14 protein-coding genes are annotated in these 15,626 nt (G+C 68.0%); 6 read left to right on the top strand and 8 right to left on the bottom strand.

What is annotated here, in order from left to right; all coding sequences use genetic code 11:
- Nucleotides 1-22: 22 nt before the first annotated feature.
- Nucleotides 23-1,099 (bottom strand): neutral zinc metallopeptidase, encoded by a 1,077-nt coding sequence (locus tag ABD116_RS15855; RefSeq protein ID WP_343969718.1) that lies wholly within the window; start codon nucleotides 1,097-1,099, stop codon nucleotides 23-25.
- A 67-nt stretch (nucleotides 1,100-1,166) separates the two neighbouring features.
- Between ABD116_RS15855 and ABD116_RS15850 the strand changes: the two genes are divergently transcribed.
- Entirely contained in the window at nucleotides 1,167-2,852 is a 1,686-nt protein-coding gene (locus ABD116_RS15850; RefSeq protein WP_343969716.1) for a DUF2207 domain-containing protein, read from the top strand.
- 21 nt (nucleotides 2,853-2,873) lie between these two features.
- Here the strand turns inward: ABD116_RS15850 and ABD116_RS15845 are convergent, their stop codons facing one another.
- From ABD116_RS15845 to ABD116_RS15835, 3 genes are all read right to left on the bottom strand, one after another.
- Nucleotides 2,874-4,271: a neutral zinc metallopeptidase gene (locus ABD116_RS15845; RefSeq protein WP_343969714.1), complete on the bottom strand. Its 1,398-nt coding sequence runs from the start codon at nucleotides 4,269-4,271 to the stop codon at nucleotides 2,874-2,876.
- A 9-nt stretch (nucleotides 4,272-4,280) separates the two neighbouring features.
- A complete protein-coding gene (locus tag ABD116_RS15840; protein WP_343969711.1) occupies nucleotides 4,281-5,153 on the bottom strand; it encodes a neutral zinc metallopeptidase in 873 nt (290 codons plus the stop codon).
- 336 nt (nucleotides 5,154-5,489) lie between these two features.
- On the bottom strand, nucleotides 5,490-6,650 hold the full coding sequence (locus ABD116_RS15835; RefSeq protein ID WP_343969708.1) for a neutral zinc metallopeptidase: 1,161 nt from the start codon (nucleotides 6,648-6,650) through the stop codon (nucleotides 5,490-5,492).
- Between the two features lie 122 nt (nucleotides 6,651-6,772).
- Here ABD116_RS15835 and ABD116_RS15830 point away from each other — a divergent pair, with 122 nt between their 5' ends.
- Nucleotides 6,773-8,446 (top strand): DUF2207 domain-containing protein, encoded by a 1,674-nt coding sequence (locus ABD116_RS15830; RefSeq protein ID WP_343969705.1) that lies wholly within the window; start codon nucleotides 6,773-6,775, stop codon nucleotides 8,444-8,446.
- 63 nt (nucleotides 8,447-8,509) lie between these two features.
- Here the strand turns inward: ABD116_RS15830 and ABD116_RS15825 are convergent, their stop codons facing one another.
- From ABD116_RS15825 to ABD116_RS15815, 3 genes are all read right to left on the bottom strand, one after another.
- Complete coding sequence (locus ABD116_RS15825; RefSeq protein WP_343969702.1) at nucleotides 8,510-9,796, bottom strand: C39 family peptidase; 1,287 nt, start codon at nucleotides 9,794-9,796, stop codon at nucleotides 8,510-8,512.
- A gap of 89 nt (nucleotides 9,797-9,885) precedes the next feature.
- Entirely contained in the window at nucleotides 9,886-10,440 is a 555-nt protein-coding gene (locus ABD116_RS15820; RefSeq protein ID WP_343969699.1) for a GNAT family N-acetyltransferase, read from the bottom strand.
- Between the two features lie 32 nt (nucleotides 10,441-10,472).
- A complete protein-coding gene (locus ABD116_RS15815; protein ID WP_343969696.1) occupies nucleotides 10,473-11,282 on the bottom strand; it encodes a lysozyme in 810 nt (269 codons plus the stop codon).
- A 176-nt stretch (nucleotides 11,283-11,458) separates the two neighbouring features.
- On the opposite strand from ABD116_RS15815, the gene cysS reads away from it, so the two are divergent.
- The 4 genes from cysS to ABD116_RS15795 are packed head-to-tail and all read left to right on the top strand — an operon-like array spanning nucleotide 11,459 to nucleotide 14,571.
- Nucleotides 11,459-12,892 carry a cysteine--tRNA ligase gene (gene cysS / locus ABD116_RS15810; RefSeq protein WP_343969693.1) on the top strand — a complete coding sequence of 478 codons (1,434 nt, stop codon included), beginning with the start codon at nucleotides 11,459-11,461 and terminating at the stop codon, nucleotides 12,890-12,892.
- A gap of 1 nt (nucleotide 12,893) precedes the next feature.
- A complete protein-coding gene (gene rlmB / locus ABD116_RS15805) occupies nucleotides 12,894-13,850 on the top strand; it encodes a 23S rRNA (guanosine(2251)-2'-O)-methyltransferase RlmB (protein ID WP_343969690.1) in 957 nt (318 codons plus the stop codon).
- A 38-nt stretch (nucleotides 13,851-13,888) separates the two neighbouring features.
- Nucleotides 13,889-14,170, top strand: coding sequence for a type II toxin-antitoxin system Phd/YefM family antitoxin (locus tag ABD116_RS15800; RefSeq protein WP_343969687.1), 282 nt, complete (start codon nucleotides 13,889-13,891; stop codon nucleotides 14,168-14,170).
- Nucleotides 14,167-14,571 carry a type II toxin-antitoxin system VapC family toxin gene (locus ABD116_RS15795; RefSeq protein WP_343969684.1) on the top strand — a complete coding sequence of 135 codons (405 nt, stop codon included), beginning with the start codon at nucleotides 14,167-14,169 and terminating at the stop codon, nucleotides 14,569-14,571. The genes ABD116_RS15800 and ABD116_RS15795 overlap by 4 nt, the downstream gene beginning before the upstream one ends.
- Before the next feature lie 10 nt (nucleotides 14,572-14,581).
- Here the strand turns inward: ABD116_RS15795 and ABD116_RS15790 are convergent, their stop codons facing one another.
- The gene (locus ABD116_RS15790) at nucleotides 14,582-15,448 is read right to left on the bottom strand and encodes a S1 family peptidase (RefSeq protein WP_343969681.1); all 867 of its coding nucleotides are present in this window, start codon (nucleotides 15,446-15,448) and stop codon (nucleotides 14,582-14,584) included.
- Nucleotides 15,449-15,626: the final 178 nt, after the last annotated feature.

The raw sequence follows: 15,626 nt of genomic DNA, 5'->3' as shown, positions 1-15,626 counted from the left end.
TCGGCCGGCGGGGTGAGTTGGTCTACCTGATTTGGGATTGGCTGGCGGCGTAGGTGTTGCAGGCTTTGGTTTCGCCTACGTTGAGGCCGTTGACGATCCAGTAGCCCTGGCTGGTGGCCAGGCCGTGGGTTCGTTCGTTTTCTGGGGTCTTGGGGGTTTCGCCGAAGCTGTTGCTGGCCTGGAACTCGAACTCCTTGAGGCGCGCGGTGAACGGGTACGACTTCTCGATCGCGCGGCTGAAGACGCCGGCGAAGCAGGAGGCCTGGAGTTCGTTGCGGCGGGAGCTTTCGAGTTTCTCGTCGGGGTGGTCGGCGAGGTAGGCCTGGCGGGCGTAGAAGAGGTCGGAGACGCTCTGGACGTGGTGGCCGTACTCGTGGGCGATCGTCATCAGGTAGGCGAGGTCCTCTTTCGGGCCGAACGCCTTGTTCATCTGCTGTACGTCGGTGTACATCACGTGGTTGCCGAAGCAGTAGAACGCCAGCACCCGCCCGGACAGCGGCGCGAAGTGGCCGCAGGGGCTGTCGACGGGCTGGTCGAAGACGACCAGGCCGGGGTCGGGCTCGTGCTTGCCCATCTTGGCGAAGGCGGGACGCCAGGCGTCGTTCAGGCACTTGAAGAGCTTCTCGTAGTAGACCTTCTGCGCGGCCAGGCTGCCGTCGCCGAGGTCCTCGGCCTTGCAGTCCAGCTCGCCGAGCCCACCGACCTTGTAGATGGGCGCGTTCAGCAGGTACTCCTCAGCAGACCCCTTGGGCGCGTTGCTCTTGGCAGTCGGTACCACCGAAGGCCCACTGCTGATCTGCGGACCACCACCGCCGGCAGCCGAGCTGTTGCCGCCGGTGAGCAGTACGCCGACCACGCTCAGCGCGATCCCCAGGAACGCGACACTGAAGAACCCGATCAGCACCAGCCGGATAGCGCTACCCCGCCGCCGCGGCGGCTGGAACCCGTTGAACTGCCCAGGCCCAGGCCCGTAGTACGGCTGCCCGTACGGAGGCTGCCCATACTGCTGCGGGTACTGCGCAACCGGCGGCGGCAGTACGCCCGGAGGCGGTCCCACCCGGTCCTGGGGGCGGCCGCCGTACCCGTACGGGGTGCTCACGTGTCGTTCCCCTTCAGCTCGATGTGGGAGTTCGCTGGTCGAACCGGCACGAGACTACTCTCGACCCATGTCACTGAAGAGCCGCCTCTTGCCGGCCGCCCTGCTCGTGTCTCTGACAGTGCCCATGGTTGCTCTCGGCACGTTGCCCGCGCACGCCGCGGACGACCAGATCACCGGGTACGCCGCGGAGGCGTCACTGACCGGCGACGGCGTCCTCAAGGTCAAGGAGACGGTCGATCTGACCGCAGGCGGCGACACCTTCGCCCGCACCCTGACCACCCGGGTCCGTGCCAACGCGACCGAGGACCGCACCTACGAGCTGCGCAACGTCTCGGCCACCGTGAACGGCCAGCCCGCGCAGGGCTTCGAGGACAAGAGCGTCGACGACGGCCGCCGGATCAGCGTCAAGGTGTCCGGTCAGGCCGAAGTCGTCTACAGCTACGAGGTCGGCAACGTGGTCGCCGACTCGATCGAGGGCCGCGAGGTGAGCTGGCCGATCGTCCAGGGCTTCGGCACCAGCATCCCGAAGGCCACCATCTCGGTCAGCGTCCCGTTCGCGAGCTGGGTGACCTGCATCGCCGGCCGGGTCGGCTCGAGCATGCCCTGTACTTCCTCCCAGCTGGCCGAGTCGGCCGCACTGGAGATCGAGCAGAACGGCGTACCGGCGGGTGGCCACCTGACCTTCCTCACCGGCCTGAGCGACCAGGCGACGGTGAAGCCCAACGCGGAGTTCAAGACCCGGTGGACTCTGGGCAACGCGTTCACGCTCGACAAGTCGACGATCGGCCTGAGCGTGCTGCTCCTCGGCCTCGGCGTACTGGGTGCGGCGGCACTGTGGTTCCTGCGCGGTCGTGACGCGAGCAAGGTCGGCCCTGGTGCGCCAGAGCGGCCGGTGCTCGACGGGGTAGACGGACCGCAGTTCGCGGCGCCGGACGGGATCCGGCCGGGCCAGGTCGGCACTGTGGTGGACGAGACGGCCGACGTCGTCGACATCACCGCGACGCTGCTGGACCTTGCCGTGCGCAACTACTTGACGATCGTGGAGCTGCCACGCGAGACGCACTTCGGCAAGCTGGACTGGGAGCTGCGCCGGCTCAATGCGGGCGGCCCGGAGCTGCTGCCGTACGAGAAGGCCTTGCTGGACGCGGTGTTCGCCGAAGGGGAGACCGTCCAGGTGTCCGCGCTCGGACACGGACTGCGGTCGCGGCTCAACCTGGTCCGCGAGCAGCTGTACGCCGATGTCGTCACGCAGGGCTGGTTCGCGAGCCGGCCGGACGCCGTGCGCAACCGGTGGACCACAGCTGGACTAGTCCTGTTGGGTGCCGGGGTGGTGCTGACCATCGTGCTCGCCATCGCCACGAAGTACGGGCTGGTCGGTTTTGCGGTGATGCTGGCCGGGCTGGCGCTGACACTGGTCGGCCAGGTCGCTCCGGCCCGCACCGCTCGGGGTGCCGCAGTACTGGGCCGCGTTGCCGGGCTGCAGCAGTACCTGACCAATGAGACGTCCGCGGACCTGCCGCAGAGCCACCGGCTGGAGTTCGCCTCGCGCTGCCTGCCGTACGCCGCTGTGCTCGGCCTGACCGAGAAGTGGGCGCTGGAGATCGCAGCGACCGACGATGACGACGACCCGGACGCCGGCATCGGGTGGTACTCCGGTCCGGAGAACTGGCACTTGTCCGACATCGGTGAGTCGCTGTCGAACTTCGTCACCGCGTTCGGCGGCCACCTGTCGACGGCACGCCGGCTCTTCTGAGCCGGCGCACCGCCGCGGTGATCAGTTGGTGAGTGCTGTCTTCGCTGTGAAGGTGTTGCACCTGGACGGTCCCTTGGTGTTGAAGCCAAGGAGCGACCAGTAGTTGTTGTTCAGCTTGGCGCCGTGGTCGCGGATGCGCGGCCGGGAGAACTCGTCGCCGGTGTTGGCGACCAGTACCTTCCAGGTGTTGAGCAACGGACCGCGGAGCGGGATGTAGGCGCCTGCCGCACCCAGGTACGCCGAGCCGAAGCAGGAGGCCTGCAACTCGCGGCGGCGGCTCTCGGCGAGCTGTGCGGCCGGGCTGGGCGCGTTGACCTGGCGGGAGAGCGAGGCCGCGTAGATGCCGGCCAGCTTCTGCACGTGGTGGCCGTACTCGTGGGCGATCGTGGTCATCATCCACACGCGACCGGAGATCGGGTTGCGCTTGTAGTAGTTCAGCCCAACGGCGTACGGCATGTAGATGGTCTCGTTGGTGCCGCAGTAGAAGGCGCGGGTGCCCTTCTCCGCGCCGCAGACGGTCTTCATCGGGCCGACGAAGACGACCAGCTTGGGCGCGCGGTACGGCAGGCTCGCCTTCTTCATCGCCAGCCACCAGGTGCGGTTCATGCACGGAACGATCAGGTTGTAGTACGCCTTGGCGCCGGCGAACGTGTTCGGGAGCACCTTCGGCTCGAGGCACTGCGTGGGAGTAAGCGCGCCGACCTTGCTGTACAGCCGGCTGGTGGTGACGATCTCGTCGACCGTGGGCGGTCCGCCCGGGGTGGCCGAGGCGCTGGTGCTCGGCGTGGCGGACGGGGTCGCCGAGGGCGTCTCCGAAGGCGCCGCCGTCGGGGTGTCCACCGCGGCGGGTGTGTTGTCGTCGCCGGTGTTCCGGAGCGCGAGCGTGACGCCTGAGCCGACGATGAGCACGGCGAGCACGACAAGACCGATCAGCAACCCTTTGGAGGCACGGCGAGGCTTCCGCCGGCGGCCCGGGCCCGGCGGTTGCGGGATCGGAATCGGCGGGTACTGCCAAGTCTGCGGCTGCTGCACCGGCTGCCCAAACCCCTGCAACCCCTCAGGCGGCACACCGCCCGGCGGCGGTCCAGCGTGCCGCGCACGAGGCTGCTGCCCTTGGCCGGGGGTGGGCTGGCTGGGGCCCGTGGGGCGGCGGGGTGGGGTGGCGCCTGGTTGGGAGTAGGGCGGGAGGTTCCAGGTGAGGTTGTTCTGGCGTGAGCCGGGTGGGCCCACCAATGGGGTCGGCTCGCCGGGTGGGGCGGGCTGGAGGTACTCCTTCTGCTTCTCGGTGGACTCGGTCCACCACAGGGGCGACTGGCCATCCCTGCGGGCAGGCCCCTTGGCCGGTTCGGTGGGCTGTTCGCCCTCCGGATCCGGCTCGTTCGGGTTCCGCCCAGGGGGTGGAGTCCAGTTGTCCGACATCGATACTCCTCACGAAACCTTGCCGGCCGTAGCCGTGAACGTGTTGCAGCTGACGCTGTCCAGCGTGGTGAAGCCGCGCCCGGTCCAGTACTGGTGACTGGCCCGCGCGCCGTGGTCCCGCGGCCCGCCGCGGAAGTTCTCGTCCCCGGTCTGCCCTTGGACGTACTTCTGGTAGATCGTCAGGTCCAGACCGGTGATCCCGTAACTGCTCTGGTTCGCTCCGGCGAAGACCGCACTCAGACAGGATGCCTGGAGTTCGAGTCGCCGGCTCAGTTCCAGCCGCGCGTCCTGGTCCGGAGCGTCGTACTGGAGCTGCCGGGCGGCCGTCAGGATGCCGGTGAGCTGCTGCACGTGGTGCGCGTACTCGTGCCCGGCCGTGTAGGTCGCCCACATCCGCGTGAACGCCCGGTTGGCGGCGTCCGGCGAGCGGCTCCAGAGCTTGATGTCGTCGGTGTACTTCAGGTAGAGCGTCTCACTCGTCCCGCAGTAGAACGACACCGTCGACCCGGCCGCGCACGGCGTCTGGGTCACACCGGTCCAGAAGACCAGCCGCGGCGCCGCGAACGCGTCCTTGGCGGCCTGGACCTTCGGCGCCCACGCCTTGCTCAGGCAGGCGACGACGTTCGAGTAGTACAGCTTGACGTTGGCCTGCTTGCTCAACGGGACCGGCGACTCCTGGCAGCCGACCGTCTTCTGCGGCCCGGTCGCGTAGAGCGCATCGGCGGTCACGGTTCTGGTTGCAGCCTGTGACTGCGGAGTACCGGCGGTGCTGTCGTCCGGCGTACCGAGCGGCGCCGCGCGGCCGGCACCAGGCTCCGGGGCCGCAGCAGACGAGTCGCTCTCGCGGAGTGCGAGAGCGACCGTCACCACGAGTACCGCCACTCCACCGAGCATGAGCATGCTGAGGAGCAGCCCCGTCGGACGTCTTCGCGGCTGTGGCCCCCCATGCCGGAAATGCTGGTCGCCGCCGATGTCGGGTCCCCATCCGACCGGCGGCTGCGGTTCGCCGACTGCTGCACTGCGGTAAAGCGGTATCGAGCCGTCAGGCAGGGCAGCCGGCGGCGCGTGCGGCCCTGGTGGCTCGCTCCATTCCTGGTCAGACACGCTCGTTCCTCATCCCCCCGGGACACACAGGGCGTGATCCGGGGGACCAGGCTAACCATCAAGACCGCTATCCGTCTCCATATCGGTACAGCGGAGTTCTCCTATGACTCTCAGTTATGACACCTTCGCGCCGGAGGCCGTGAACGTGTTGCAGGCGGCCGGGCTGCGGCTGTTGTAGCCCTTCAGTGCCCAGTACTTGTGGTTGGCCGTGCTGCCATGGTCGTGCCGCCGGTCGATGGTGTCCCCGATCAGCCACTTCCACTGCCGCATCGACTCACCAGTGAGGGGGTAGCTGCGCTTGTTGGCCGAGATGAAGATGTCGCTGAAGCAGGACGCCTGCAGCTCGAGCCGGCGGCTGCCCTGCAGCTCAGCGGCCTGGTTCGGCGCTTCGTAGCGCAGGTTCCAGCTGGCCTGGAAGATGCCGGTCAGGGTCTGCACGTGGTGGCCGTACTCGTGCGCGAACTGGTGCAGCATCCACATCCGGGCCCAGACCCGGTTATAGACCGATGGGTCCTGGTTGTAGTCGCCGATGTCCTCGGACAGGTTCATGTAGATGGTCTGGTTGGTCGGGCAATAGAACGGCGGCCCGGTGTCGGACATGCTGCCGCAGGGCGACTCGACCGTGCCGGAGAACGACAGGACCGTCGGCGGCCGGAACTTGGCCCCGGCCTTCACGACCAGGGCGGGCCAGGCGCGGTTGAGGCATCTGGCCAGGTTCGCGTAGTTGGCCCGGGCGCCGGCAACGGTCGACGGGCGGGCCTTGGACTCCTTGCAGTTGACCGAGCCCATCGTGCCGGCCTTGTAGAGCTTGTTGCGGGCAACGATGTCCAGGTCGCTCGGCTCCGGCTTGGGCTTCACCCGGGGCGCAGTCGGCCGCGGCGCCGGCGGCTTCACCGGCGGCTTGACCACCGGTGGCTTGGCAGTCACAACAGGCCGCGTCGGCTTCACGCTGGGCGGCTGCGCCGACGGTGCCTCGGTCGGCTCGGCCGTCGGGCTGTAGGTCGTCGTCGGGTACGGAATACCGGTATAGGAAGGATCGTGGTGCTTCAGAGCGCCAGACAGGGCAGCGATCCCAGCAGTGCCGAGTACTGCGATGCCCAGGATGATCAGCAGCGCCTTGCCCGCCCCGCCCTTCTTCTTGGGCGGCAAGCTGGTCTGCGGTCCCCACCCGTACTGCTGCTGCGGCGGCCACTGCCCGTACGCCGGCGGGGGCGGCGGCTGCTGAGGGTACGGCGGCTGCGGTGGGTACTGCCCAGAGGGCGGCTGGTAGGACACGAAGGCTGACGCTATCGGAGCCCTGGCTCAGACCCGGTATGGTGCGGTCTGCAACCAGTGAAGTTCCGCCCCGGCCGTCCGGCCGCAAGGCTCTGACCCTCTCGATACGGTGTGATTGGGCGATGCGTAGACGTCTGCTCGGGGTACCTCTGTGTGCCCTCGGTTTCCTGGCTCTGACCGGCGTACCAGCCGGCGCGACGACTACCGCCGACCCGGTCGTCACCAGTTTCAACAGCACCATCAGGGTCGAGCGCGACGGCACGCTGAAGGTCGTCGAGGTCTGGAAGCTGAGCAACGTGACCGGGACCTTCACCCGGTTCGTGGTCACTCGTGAGCACCTCGCCGACGATGTCGACCACGTGCAGAAGATCGAGGACCTGCAGGTCAAGTCCGGTGGCGCGGAGAAGAACAAGGAACTCACCACCACCGGCGACATCAGCTCGATCGCGGTCGCCGACCTGTCCGGCGGCGACACCGAGCTCGAGTTCGACTACACCGTCAAGGGCGCGGTCGCGGAGACGCTGAACGGCACCGAGGTGCAGTTCTCGCCGCTGACCGGGCTGGCGATGACCGTGCAGGACGCGAACATCGTCTACAGCACCCCCGAGGTCAGCCACGTCTCCTGCTTCGCCGGCGCGATCGACAGCAACTTCCCGTGCACGCTGGCGCAGATCGGCGAGACGTCCGGCCCGACCTTCAAGCAGACCGGGCTGCCGCCGGGCAACACGATCCGGATGACGGTCGGCTTCCCCAAGGGCCAGATCGCGGCCAACTCGATCGTGGAGTACCGCAAGACGTTCAAGCGGGCGTTCTCGACCGACACGGCCCAGCTGATCACCGCGCTCGCGGTCCTGCTGCTCGGCGCGCTCGCGTTGCTGCTGCTCTACCGGTTGCGCGGCCGCGACCAGGTGGACCCGCGCCGCGTCGTACCGGCGTCGTTGTTCAGCCTCGGCCAGGACACCCGGATCGACTTCACCCCGCCGGCCGATCTGCGGCCCGGCGAGGTCGGCACCCTGATCGACGAGCGGATCGACCCGGTCGACGTCACCGCGACCATCATCGATCTGGCCGTCCGCGGCCACCTCACGATCACCGAGCTGGAGCACGAGAGCGAGTTCTCCCGGCCGGACTGGGAACTGCGCCGGGTCAAGAACGCGCCGGCCGAGGAACTGCAGCGCTACGAGAACGTCCTGGTCCGCGCGATCTTCGGCGACAACGACTCGGTGCTCGTCTCCGAGCTCGGCCGCCAGGTCCGCGCGAACCTCGGCCAGGTCCAGGACGCCCTGTACGACGGGGTCGTGAAGCGCGGCTGGTTCACCGAGCGCCCGGACCGGACCCGCTCGCTGTGGGCCACCATCGGCATCGTCACGACCGCGATCGGCGTCGTGCTGACCGTCGTACTCGCCCTCACCTCGACCTGGGGCCTGGTGGGCATCGCCATCACCGCGGTCGGTATCGGCCTGCTCGTGATCGGCCGTCACATGCCGGCGAAGGCACCCGCCGCCGGCCGCGTCCTCGGCCAGGTCGCCGCCATCCGCGGCGAGCTGCTGGAGATGGACGTCAGCGAGCTGCCGACCGACCAGCACGCCGAGCTCTGCTCCCGCGCCCTCCCGTACGCCGTCGTCCTGGGCGGCTCGGAGCGCTGGATCGACGCCCTGGTCGCGACGGACTCGGACGAGGACGAAGACGAGGGCTTCCACTGGTACCGCGGGCCGCGGGGCTGGCACCTGCAGTACCTGCCCGACTCGCTCCGCAACCTCACCACGAACCTCACCGGGGCGCTCTTCACCCGCTGAGCAATACAACGGAACCGCCCGTACGCCGCCCCCGGCATACGGGCGGTTCCTGTCTGTGGGGTGTTACCAGTTGGCCTGGTGGGTCTTCGGTGGCAGTCGCTTGGCCGCCGGGTGGATCACGTAGACGATCCCGCCCGAGTGCGGGATCCAAGCGTTCTCGAAGGCTGCCCGGTTGTAAACAGTCCGGACCTCGTCGTTGCTCTTGATCAGGTGCGACGCCGGGTCGTTGACCACCACGTCGCCGTTCTTCGCGAAGCCGACGATGACCATCAGGTGGCCGTTGGTGCCGTAGCCGGCGCCGGGCAGTTCGTCCTTCTCGAAGGAGAGCGACGCGACCAGTGGGATGCCGGCCTTGATGAACTGCTCGGCCTCGGTCAGCGAGCGCAGCCGGGTGACGAAGGCGTCGAGCCCGCGCGTCCCGGCGTACGCCGTGTTGAAGGGCCAGTTGCCGGCACCGTCGTACTTGTAGTCGAAGACCGACCTGGCCGAGTGATCGACCTGTGGATCGGGATCGGTCGGGTCCACCCAGGCTGTCTCGGCCTTGGTCGGTCCACGCCGGTAGTAGTCGAGCACCATCGCAGTGGACGTCGCAGAGCACCAGGCCTCGCCACCGTTGTCCCACTGCGGGTAGTGGCCGATATGTGTCTCTTGCGAGTACGTCGGTACGTCGAGCACGCGACCCCAGGCGCCACCACCCCGGCTGACGGGGACTGTCTCGTCGGCGGGCAGGCGGGAGGCCATGGCGCCTACCGACTGGAGTACGGGGACTTTCGTAGTACCGGCTAGGCGGTAGAGGGTGACCTTGAGGCGCCAGCGGTCCAGGGAGCGGCCTGCGCCGGCTACGAAGGTGTCGACCGAGACTGTGCCGGTGGTGTCCTTCTGGCCGCTCACCGAGGTGCGGTGGATGTCCCCGGCGGCAGTGTCGTCGCCGCGGTTCCAGCGGCCGAGCACGTACCACTTGGTGGTGGTGCCCTCGTCGGAGCGGCCCGACATGGCCACCTCGAGCCAGGTCCCGGCTGGGGTGGTCGCGTTCCAGGAGGCGACCAGCTCGGTCAGGCCGTAGTCGGTCCGCACTTCGGGGGAGACCCAGGTGGCCTGCTCGTAGGCCTTGGCGGTGCCGTCGCCGAACGGATCGACGTACGACGTGGTGCCGGTGGCGGAGGCGAAGCGCAGGGAGCCGTTGACGACGGTGGTCCCAGCGCGGGTGCCTTGGAGGAAGTCGGCGGACGACGTCCACGTGCGGTAGGTGATCTCACGCTGCTGGGGCGGTGCGGCCAGGCTCGGTCCAGCGGTCAGACTGAGCGTGACCACGCCGGTGATCAGCGCGGCAAGGGGGCGGGCGGCGGTCATGTTTCCGACGGTAGACCCGCGCACGCCCGCTGTCGCGGTGAACGCGTGCCGCGATGTGTCGCTATTCGGTTATTTTATTACCTGCCCGCTCAGCGGGCCTGCCACTCGTCCGCGAGCAGCGCGTAGACCAGCTCGTCGGTCCACTCGCCCTTGAGGAACTCGTTGCGCACGAAATGCGCCTCCAGCCGCATCCCGAGCCGCTCGAGCAGCTTGGCCGAGCCGGTGTTGCGGTGGTCGAGGCGGCCGATGATCCGGTGCCAGCCGAGCTCCTCGAAGCCGAGCCGGAGCAACTCGACCGACGCCTCGCGGGCATACCCCTGGCCGTGGAAGCCGGGGTGGAAGACGAAGCCGAGCTCACCGGTCCGCTGCTCGGCCTGGTGGACGAACAGCGTCACCTCGCCGACGTGCTGGCCGGTCTCCCGCAGGATCACCGCGACGGTGAGCGCTTGTCCGTCGGTGTCCATCGGTACGTCGGCCAGCCGGCCGGCGAGGGATTGCCGGACCTGCTCGGGCGTCTTCGGGTCGTACAGCAGGAACCTGGTGACATCCGGGCTGGACTGCAGCTTCAGCAGGTCGTCGTAGTCGGTCTCGAGGTAGCGGCGAAGCGTCAGGCGGTCGGTCTCGATCGGCAGTTCATAGGTCACCGGTCGAGACTATGAAACCGCTGCAACTCGATTTAGCCGTTGGCGAGCGCCACCAGCCGTGACTGGTCGCCGTTGAAGTGGTCCTGGTCGAGCGGGGACGAGGTCCACTGCCAGAACGTGTAGTACGGCCAGCCGCCCGGCAGGGTGCCGGGGGAGCTGTTGTACCGGGCTACCCAGAGCGGGTTGGTGGAGCTGAAGGCGGTGCTGTTGCCCGTGCACTGGGTCCACCAGTCCAGGTTGGTGTAGATGACCGCGTCGCGACCGGTACGGGACTTGTAGGTGTTGAGGAAGTCGCGGATCCAATTGACCATCGAGGCCTGGCTCAGTCCGTAGCAAGTGGCGCCGTACGGGTTGTACTCGATGTCGAGCGCACCCGGCAGGGTCCGGCCGTCGCGCGACCAGGCGCCGCCACGGTCGACGAAGTAGTTGGCCTGGTTGGCTCCGCTGGAGTCGTTCGGGGTGGCGAAGTGGTAGGCGCCGCGGATCATCCCTACGTTGTAGGACCCGTTGTACTGCTGGGCGAAGTACGGGTTGGAGTAGTAGTTGCCTTCGGTGGCCTTGCTGTAGGCGAACCTCTTGCCCTGGTTCCACCAGCTGGCCCAGTCGACGTTGCCCTGGTGGCTGGAGACGTCGATGCCTTCCACTACTGCCGCGGGCGCGGCCTGGGTGGATCGGCTGGCTGTAGTGGGTGCGAGCCAGCCCATGTAGGCGTCACCGGCTTTGGTGATGCCGTGCTGGCGGGCAGTGGGTGTCGGCTGGTGAGCAGCGGGTTGGGCGGCGGCGCCAAGCGGGGCCAAGAGCAGGCCGAGGGTGGCGGCGGCACCCGTGAGGACGGATTTCACGAGGAACCTCCACGGAGAGCGATGAGGGCGGAGAGCGCTCACTGAGCGACGCTACGCCGCTGCTCGGCGGAAAGTAACTAGTTCGGAGAATCAGTTGTGGCTATTTGACGACGATCGAAGGGACAGCCTGTGGAGAATTGTCAAGAGCACTCCCTGATCACCGTTACCCTTGATCGGTGACACTTCGCTTGTATGACACCGCGACAGCAGCAGTGAGGGATTTCGAGCCGGTCCAGCCGGGCAAGGTCGGGATCTACCACTGTGGGCTGACGGTGCAGGGTGCCCCGCACGTCGGGCACATCTACAAGGAGATCGTGTTCGACGTGCTCCGGCGCTGGCTGGAGCGCTCCGGCTACGACGTCACCGTGATCGCGAACGTCACCGACATCGACGACAAGATCCTGGCCAAGTCGGCCGAGCGGAACGTGCCCTGGTGGGCGCACGCCTACGAGTTCGAGCGCGAACTGCACTGGGCGTACGACGTACTGGGCTGCCGTCCGCCGACCTACGAGCCGCGGGCCACCGGGCACATCCCGGAGATGGTCGTGATGATCGAGGAGCTGATCGCACGCGGGCACGCGTACGCCGCGACCGACGGCTCCGGTGACGTGTACTTCGACGTGAAGTCCTGGCCGTCGTACGGCGAGCTGTCGCACCAGCGGATCGACGACATGGACCCGGCCGAGGACGCCGACCCGCGCGGCAAGCGCGACGTCCGCGACTTCGCGCTCTGGAAGGGCTACACCGAGGGCACCCCGCGCACCGCCTCGTGGCCGACCCCGTGGGGCGACGGCCGGCCGGGCTGGCACCTGGAATGCTCGGCGATGGCCGGCAAGTACCTCGGCACCGAGTTCGACATCCACGGCGGCGGCCTCGACCTGCGCTTCCCGCACCACGAGAACGAGCTGGCCCAGTCCAAGGCGGTCGGGCAGAAGTTCGCCCGCTTCTGGATGCACAGCGCGCTCGTCACCGCGGCCGGCGAGAAGATGTCCAAGTCGCTCGGCAACGGCGCGATCGTGCGCAACGTGGTCGAGCAGGTACGGCCGATCGAGCTGCGCTACTACCTGGTCAGCTCGCACTACCGCTCGGTGGTCGAGTTCTCGATGGCCGCGCTCGAGGAGTCCGCGACGAGCTTCCAGCGGATCGAGGGGTACATCGATCGCGCGACCGAAGTGACCGGTGGGGTCTCACCGGCCGCCGAGGTGCCGCAGGCGTTCGCCGACGCGATGGACGACGACCTCGGGACACCGGCCGCCGTTGCGGTGCTGCACAACACGGTGCGGGACGGCAACAAGCTGGTCGCCGACGGCGATTCTCCTGCCCTGCAAGAGAATCTGGCCTCGGTGCGAGCCATGCTCGGCGTGCTGGGCCTGGACCCGCTGGCCGAGCCGTGGGCCTCGCGGGCCGCCGGGGGCGAGGAGCTCACCGAGGTGGTGGACGGCTTGGTGAAGGCGCTGCTGGAGCAGCGGCAGGCCGCCCGCGAACGTAAGGACTATGCCGCGTCGGACGACATCCGCGACGGGCTCAAGGCGCTGGGCGTCATCGTCGAGGACACCCCACAGGGTGCCCGCTGGACGATCGCGCAGCCCGAATCAACCGAAGGAAACTGAAGTGCCAGGCAGTAGTCAACGCAAGGGTGCGATCCGCAAGAAGCGCGGCAACCCGACCGCCGGATCGGGCGGCCGGGTCCGGCAGGGTCTCGAAGGCAGAGGCCCGACGCCGAAGGCGGTCGACCGCACCAAGCACCCAGCGCACAAGCGGGCGAAGGCGAAGGAGCGCGCCGAGAAGCGCACCAGCGGCCGGCGTACCGACCGCAAGGACACCGAGGCGACCGTCGAGTGGGTCTACGGCCGCAACCCGGTGGTCGAGGCGCTCCGCGCGGGCGTCCCGATCAACGCGTTGTACGTTGCCGAGGGCACCGAACGTGACGCCAGGCTGCGGGAGGCTTTGCTGATCGCGACCGAGCACGGCATCTCGCTGCTCGAAGTACCGCGGATCGAGATGGACCGGCTGACCAGCCACGGCGCCCACCAGGGCCTCGCGGTCCAGATCCCGCCGTACGAGTACGCCCACCCGGACGACCTGCTGTCCCGGGCGTACGACGCCGGCCAGGTCCCGCTGATCGTCGCCCTCGACGGCGTGACGGACCCCCGCAACCTGGGCGCCATCACCCGTTCCGCGGCAGCTTTCGGCGCGCACGGCGTACTGGTCCCCGAGCGTCGCACAGCCTCGATGACCGCCTCCGCCTGGAAAACCTCCGCCGGCGCCGCAGCCCGCATCCCGGTTGCCCGGGCCACCAACCTCAACCGAGCCCTGAAGTCCTACAAGGACGCAGGCCTGTTGATCATCGGCCTGGACATGGGCGGCGAGGTAGAACTCCCCGACCTGGTAGCCGCCACCGAGCCGATCGTCCTGGTAGTCGGCTCCGAAGGCAAAGGCCTGGCCCGCCTGGTCCGCGAAAACTGCGACCTCATCGTCTCCATCCCGATGACGTCCGCCACCGAATCCCTCAACGCCGGCATAGCCACCGGCGTAGCCCTCTACGAAATCTCCCGCCGCCGCGGCTGACTCTTGATGTACCTACTTCATGTAGGTACATTGGCTTCATGGAGACCATCGGTTTGCGCGAACTCAACCAGAACCCGTCCAAGGCCGTGGCGCGGGTGCGGGCGGGTGAGACGATCGTGGTCACCGACCGCGGCCGTCCGGTCCTTCGACTGGTCCCCGAGATCGAGAGACCGGACACATTGCGGCGCCTGATCGACGCCGGGGAGGTCACGTTGCCGGTCGAGCTCGGGATGCCGGATCTGGCGCTCGAACTGGCACCGGATGTGGAGAGCCTGTCGGATCTCCTGGTGGCCGATCGCGACAAGGAGCGGCGCCGGTGATCTACCTGGACGCTTGCGCCCTGCTGAAGTTCATCAAGGCCGAGGCTGAGTCCGTGGCGCTGCGAAAGTGGCGAGAGTCTCTTTCCGCGGATTCGGAGCTGATAACGAGTCAGCTCGCCCGGCTGGAGATCAGCCGCACTCTGATCCGTGCGGGAGTGGATCACGAGCAGGTGCCGTACTTCGTCGGCCAGGCCGTTCGAGGGATCTATCTGGTCGACCTCAGCACGACGGTCCTGTCCCGCGCGATGGCTTACCGGACCACGCGACTGGGTTCGCTGGACGCCATCCACCTTGCCAGTGCCGAACCGTTTCGTGCGGACCTGGTCGAGTTCGTCACCTATGACCAGGAGTTGGCCGGTGCGGCGGCGGAGCTTGGCTTCGCGGTTGCCGCACCGGCCTGAGACCTGTTCGTCAGTAGACGTTGACGTTGTAGGTGGAGAGGGCTTCGGGGACTGGTTGGAAGTAGGTGGTGCCGCCGGAGGTGCAGTTGCCGGAGCCGCCGGAGGTCAGGCCTAGGGCGGTGGTGCCGGAGAAGAGGGCGCCGCCGGAGTCGCCGCCTTCGGCGCAGACGTTGGTTTGGATCAGGCCGGTGACGGTGCCTTCGGCGTAGTTGACGGTGGCGTTGACGCCGGTGACGGTGCCGGTGTGGACCTGGGTGGTGCTGCCGCTGCGGGTGACCGACTGGCCGACCGTGGCGTCGCCGGCTGAGGTGATCTCCTGGAAGGAGCCGTTATAGAGGTCGACGTTGCCGGGCGGTTCCGGCGTACCGGCCGGGTACTTCACCAGGGCGTAGTCGTTGCCGGGGAAGCTTGAGCCCTGGGTGTCGCCGACCGTCTGGGCGTGGGCGCCGTCGGCGTACCAGGTGGCCGCGATGTTGCCGCAGTGGCCGGCGGTCAGGAAGTAGTACGAGCTGCCGTCGGTGACGTTGAAGCCGAGCGAGCAGCGGTACTGGCCGCCGTAGATGGCGTCGCCGCCGCTGAGGAACTTGCTGAGCTTGCCGGGCAGCTTCTCGACCTTGACCTTGCCGCCGAACTGCTTGGTGACGCCGGTCAGCGCCGCCAGCTTCGATCCGGTGACGGTGTCGTCGTACGAGACGGTGACGACGCCCGTCTTGGCGTCGGTCACCCAGGCGGTACCCGGGATCGACGCGTCACGCGTCAGAGTCGCGCTGATCGCCGCCGGACCGGGTGGCGCGGCGGTGGCCGAGGTGGCCAGCAGAGAGGTGGTGGCGACGAGGCCGGCGGTTGCCAGCACTGCCGCAGTACGGGATATGCGCATAGTCAGTCTCCTCACGATGAGGACGCATTCGGGGGCGGACGCGTCCTAGACCTAACCGCTGCAAGACTTACCACCGCATATCTGTCCGTACCCGGATAACTCCAGAAGGTGAGGGACATCCCTCATCTGGCCGAGCCGATGTTATGTACGTGCCTAACGCGGGAGTTATGGCAAGCGC

The organism is Kribbella koreensis (genome assembly GCF_039525325.1).
GTDB classification, from domain to species: Bacteria; Actinomycetota; Actinomycetes; order Propionibacteriales; family Kribbellaceae; genus Kribbella; species Kribbella koreensis.
This window is presented reverse-complemented; position numbering and strand designations above follow the sequence as displayed.

What these genes read in the sequence shown, in the direction of transcription:
- ABD116_RS15850 (WP_343969716.1), top strand. Translation starts at nt 1,167, where the DNA reads ATGTCACTGAAGAGCCGCCTCTTGCCGGCCGCCCTGCTCGTGTCTCTG.
- ABD116_RS15845 (WP_343969714.1), bottom strand. Translation starts at nt 4,271, where the DNA reads ATGTCGGACAACTGGACTCCACCCCCTGGGCGGAACCCGAACGAGCCG.
- ABD116_RS15830 (WP_343969705.1), top strand. Translation starts at nt 6,773, where the DNA reads ATGCGTAGACGTCTGCTCGGGGTACCTCTGTGTGCCCTCGGTTTCCTG.
- ABD116_RS15825 (WP_343969702.1), bottom strand. Translation starts at nt 9,796, where the DNA reads ATGACCGCCGCCCGCCCCCTTGCCGCGCTGATCACCGGCGTGGTCACG.
- ABD116_RS15800 (WP_343969687.1), top strand. Translation starts at nt 13,889, where the DNA reads ATGGAGACCATCGGTTTGCGCGAACTCAACCAGAACCCGTCCAAGGCC.
- ABD116_RS15790 (WP_343969681.1), bottom strand. Translation starts at nt 15,448, where the DNA reads ATGCGCATATCCCGTACTGCGGCAGTGCTGGCAACCGCCGGCCTCGTC.